The sequence below is a fragment of the Longimonas sp. genome (assembly GCF_040409695.1).
In the GTDB taxonomy this organism is placed as follows: Bacteria; Bacteroidota; Rhodothermia; order Rhodothermales; family Salinibacteraceae; genus Longimonas.
In genome coordinates this window covers 1-4,128 of record NZ_JARWGJ010000213.1, presented here as the reverse complement: position 1 = coordinate 4,128, position 4,128 = coordinate 1, and the positions used below count along the sequence as shown (strand labels likewise).

The 4,128-nt window shown below is 59.3% G+C and carries 3 protein-coding genes; all 3 read left to right on the top strand.

Annotated features, from left to right (window positions below; genetic code table 11):
* The first annotated feature begins 243 nt into the window (after positions 1-243).
* Entirely contained in the window at positions 244-1,866 is a 1,623-nt protein-coding gene (locus PPP56_RS13045; RefSeq protein WP_353564490.1) for a sodium:solute symporter family protein, read from the top strand.
* 232 nt (positions 1,867-2,098) lie between these two features.
* The gene (gene hemH / locus PPP56_RS13040; RefSeq protein WP_353564489.1) at positions 2,099-3,424 is read left to right on the top strand and encodes a ferrochelatase; all 1,326 of its coding nucleotides are present in this window, start codon (positions 2,099-2,101) and stop codon (positions 3,422-3,424) included.
* A gap of 42 nt (positions 3,425-3,466) precedes the next feature.
* Complete coding sequence (locus tag PPP56_RS13035; protein WP_353564488.1) at positions 3,467-4,030, top strand: methyltransferase domain-containing protein; 564 nt, start codon at positions 3,467-3,469, stop codon at positions 4,028-4,030.
* The last annotated feature ends 98 nt before the right edge of the window (positions 4,031-4,128 follow it).

Below are 4,128 nucleotides of genomic sequence, written 5' to 3'. Positions count from 1 at the left end.
CCTCGTGTCGGCCCGTAACCCCGGCTACGAACCTCTATCGTGGTCCAATTTTCGCCGCAGCGGCGCTCGCTCTCGCCCGCAAACCAAAACCCAAACAGGCTCTAAGCGCGTGTGTAAAGGCTGTAACCTCTTGTAAGAACGGTTGATGGACGTGCAGACATCAGCTACACTGCGTTGTTCTCAAAAGACGGAGTCCTACACCAGTCCGCTACCCGCCACTCTTCTGCTCTGGCTACCCCACCTATGACCGCAACCGCTATATACTGGATTTTCGTTGGCGCATTTTTGCTCGGCATGGTCGGCATCGGCCTGTATCAACTGCGCGGGCTGCGCGCTGTGGCGGACGAGAACGAACGAGCGTTCGACTTCTGGATCGGGGAGGGCAGCGTACCGGGCTGGTGGATGGCGGCTTCGCTCGCGGCAGGGTGGCTCTTGCTCGGGTGGATGACCTGGCAGATGTATCTGTGGTATACCTATGGCGCAGGCGCCATCTGGATCTTCACCATTCCGTGGGTCCTCTGCACGATTGGACTGGTGTTTGTGCCCAAACTATTTCGGCGCTTCCCCGGGGTATCGATCCCCGAGATTCTCCGTTTTCGTTTCGACCGGACCACCCAGACGCTGCTGGGGCCGGTGCAGAGCTTCGCGTACCTGACGTGGCTGGCTGCCGAGATTTATGTGCTCAGTGCAGTGCTCTCGCAGCCGCTGCAGGTAGACATTCTCACCATGGCCATCATCGTGAGCATCACGTTCGGCGCCTATGTGTCACTGGGCGGATTTCGGTCGGTGCTGCGCACGGACCTCATCCAGTTTGCTTGTGCCGCGCTCATGCTGGTTACGCTGACGGTGTTCGGGCTGATCGAGGCGTCGAAGATTGCCGGTGGATTCGGAGATATTGTAGCGACAATCAACGAGAACCCGCCGCTCTATGCCGACAGCTTCTGGCACTGGGATTCGCCGGGCTACTCGTATATGGCACTGGCTATTCTGATCTACACGCCGGGCTTCATCACGCTACAGGGCGCCTGGCAGCGCGTCATGGCCAGCCGCGACGAGAAAGAGGCCGCCAAGGGCGTCTGGTGGAACGTGGCGTTTAACATCATCATCGTGGTCATCATGCCCACGCTCATCGCCATAGCCGCACTCGTGATCTTTCCGCCAGTAGGGGGCGAGGTGCCGGAAGCGGTTGGCGACTTTGGCTACTTCATCTTCTCGTCGATGATCACCGAGCTCTTTCAGAACCCGATTGTGGTAGGGCTCCTCATTGTGTCGCTTATGGGGATGGCACTCTCCTCGGTAGACACGTACGTGAACGTGTGCGCGATGAACCTGACAAAGGATGTGCTGGAGCCGCTCGTCTTTGAGCGCTTCGACGTGAGCGGCACGGTGCGCCTGAACGCCGGCCGCGTCGTGACTGCCGGATTCATCGGGCTGGCGCTGCTCTGGGCCTTTGAGTTTCCGGGGCTCTTCGACATGTACTTCCTGTCGAGCGCGCTCCTGACGTCGACGACGGCGGTGGTGGTGGCCAGCGTGGCATCGAAGAAAACAACAACGCTGTCGGCCTACCTCGCGATTATTTTGGGTACGGTGGGCACCTTCGTGTTTTACGCGCTGGGCGCTTACGACATGCTTGGGTGGATGCCCACGTGGCTCACGGATTCGGGGCTTGCCTACGGAGCCGTAGCGCTGGTGCTTGCCATCGGGGGCGTCTTCGCGGGCATCCAGTTTGGGACATCGCCGCCCGAGCATGTGCTTGCACGTTACGAGGGCGACTACTACGCCGGGCGTGAAGAGATGTATGCTCTCAACCGTAAGATGAAGCATGAGGAAGCCAACGGACGGGCACAATCTGAAACTGCCGACTGAAACTGCCGAGGAAACGCCTTGAATAGATCTCCTGAACGCACCGCAAAGAGGGGTGGCCTTCTGTACATGGTTCAAGCATAACACAACCATGTGTCCCCGCACATTTTCGTAACAGCCCTGAGCATTGATTAGGAGAAAGTTCAATGCCCCCCTGGAACTGAAGCGCTCAAATTAGCGCATAAACATTACGCCGCATCAGACTTCCCCGTCCATGTACAGACACCGCTAACCTATGACCCCCCGCGAATTTCTGAGTGTCTACGAATATGACAAACGCATTATTCGGGGCACCTACTTTCCGTCGCAGCCTCTGGATATTGAAAAAGGCGACACTGTCGGTGTTGTGCTGATGAATCTGGGCGGCCCAGACACGCTCGAAGATGTGGAGCCGTTTCTCTACAATCTGTTTATGGACCCGGCGATCATCGACATTCCGCTGATCGGGCAGACGTTCATCCGAGATTGGCTCTGCAAGTTTATCGCGTCGCGCCGCTCGAAGTTTGTGCGCGAAGACTATGAGATGATCGGAGGCGGGTCGCCGATTAACCGGCTTACGCGTGAGCAGTCGAAAGCGCTGAGCGATCACCTCAATCGCCACTACGGCCAGGCCGCCGATGTCGATTTTAAGACGTACATCGCGATGCGGTACTGGAAGCCGTTCAGCGAAGATGCGGTGCGTGAGATGAAGGAAGATGGCGTTGACAAAGTGGTGCTGCTTCCGCTATACCCGCACTACTCGAAGACGACCACCGGCTCGTCGCTTGTGTTCTGGAAAGCGCTTGAAGAGGAGGGCGAGCTTCCGGAATACCCGACAACGACGGTCTTCGAGTACGCCACCAATCCCAAGTACATCCGCGCTCTCTCTGAGCGGATCGACGAAGGGCTGCAGCGCTTCACACCTGAGGAGCGCGAGGAAGTACACCTGCTGTTCAGCGCGCACGGCACGCCGCTCCGCGAAATGAAGGAGCGCCGCGACCCGTACTGCTGCCTGGTGCACTCGACCGTGAACCAACTGATGAAATACCGGGAGCACGACTATCCCTTCCACACGGCCTTCCAGAGCAAGGTCGGGCCCGCGAAATGGCTCACTCCAGCGACCCCCGACAAGCTTGAGGAGCTCGCTGAGGAGCACGATGTAAAAAACGTGCTGGTGATTCCCGTTGCATTTGTGACGGATCACGTTGAAACGAGCTTCGAGCTCGACATAGAGGTGCGCGAGGAGGCCGAGGAGTTTGGCATCGAGCGCTATGAAGTAACCTCCGGGCTCAACAGCCATCCGCTCTTTATTGAGGCGCTGGCCGAGTCGACGATGGCGCAGCTGAACTACCCCATCGATGTAAACACGCTACGCCACGGAGGCGACGGCGCTCCAACCGGGCAGTATCCGCTGCAGCCGCTTGATAAGCTGCCACGGTATCCGCAGGAAGAGCGTGATGTCCGCTGTCCGAACTGCGACTGCGTTACGGAAGCGCGTTGCTGGACCGACGACATGCAGGCGGCTGTTGGCAGTGTCGCACCCGCTCAAGACGAAACCAAGACTCCGGCGAATGACGCGTAGAACACGCGCTTCACAGGCTGCCACTTTCTGCTTTCTGGACGTATGACCTGTCGCGACTATGTGCTGCGCACGCTGGCTTCTGTGCCGGTAAACCGCTATGTGCTTGTGCTCGGATGCGAAGCAGGGGACTATACTGCGCCTCTGCTTCAGCTCGGGTTTCCGGTACACGCCTGCCACGTGGATCCTGAGGCGATCACGGATACGCGCACGGCAATTGCGCCGCTGATGGAAGACCCGGCGGAGGCCACCGAGTGCGTGCAGCGCTGCACACCAGCCCTTGGCGAGTATCCCGATTCGGTGTTCGACTGGGTTATTGCACCGCACCTCGACCGCGTCTATCCGTCGTCTGAAGTTGATACGGCGTTTGATGCCGTGCAGCGAATCGTTAAACCCGGCGGATGGGCTGTACTCGGGTACGCTCCGGAGCCGGTGCCCGCCGGAGGCGAGGAGGGGGCAATGGGATGGCCCGCGACGCCCGAGGCGCTCATCGGGCGCTGCCAGCAGCACAGCCTGGTCGAAGCAGGCTCCCCCGAAACAGATACGCAGCACGACGACACACAGGCCCATCTCTACGGACTTTTCCGGCGTGCGCGTCCCTCCACGTAGCTGAGGTTTTCTTGCACCGGGCTGGCTGGTTGCTGGCATGCAATGGTGCCGCCACCACCGGCGGCACACTACCAGACTGCACTTTCAGACTGCACTTT

Coding starts and splice junctions, on each gene's coding strand:
- PPP56_RS13045 (WP_353564490.1), top strand. CDS start 244: ATGACCGCAACCGCTATATACTGGATTTTCGTTGGCGCATTTTTGCTC.
- hemH (WP_353564489.1), top strand. CDS start 2,099: ATGACCCCCCGCGAATTTCTGAGTGTCTACGAATATGACAAACGCATT.
- PPP56_RS13035 (WP_353564488.1), top strand. CDS start 3,467: ATGACCTGTCGCGACTATGTGCTGCGCACGCTGGCTTCTGTGCCGGTA.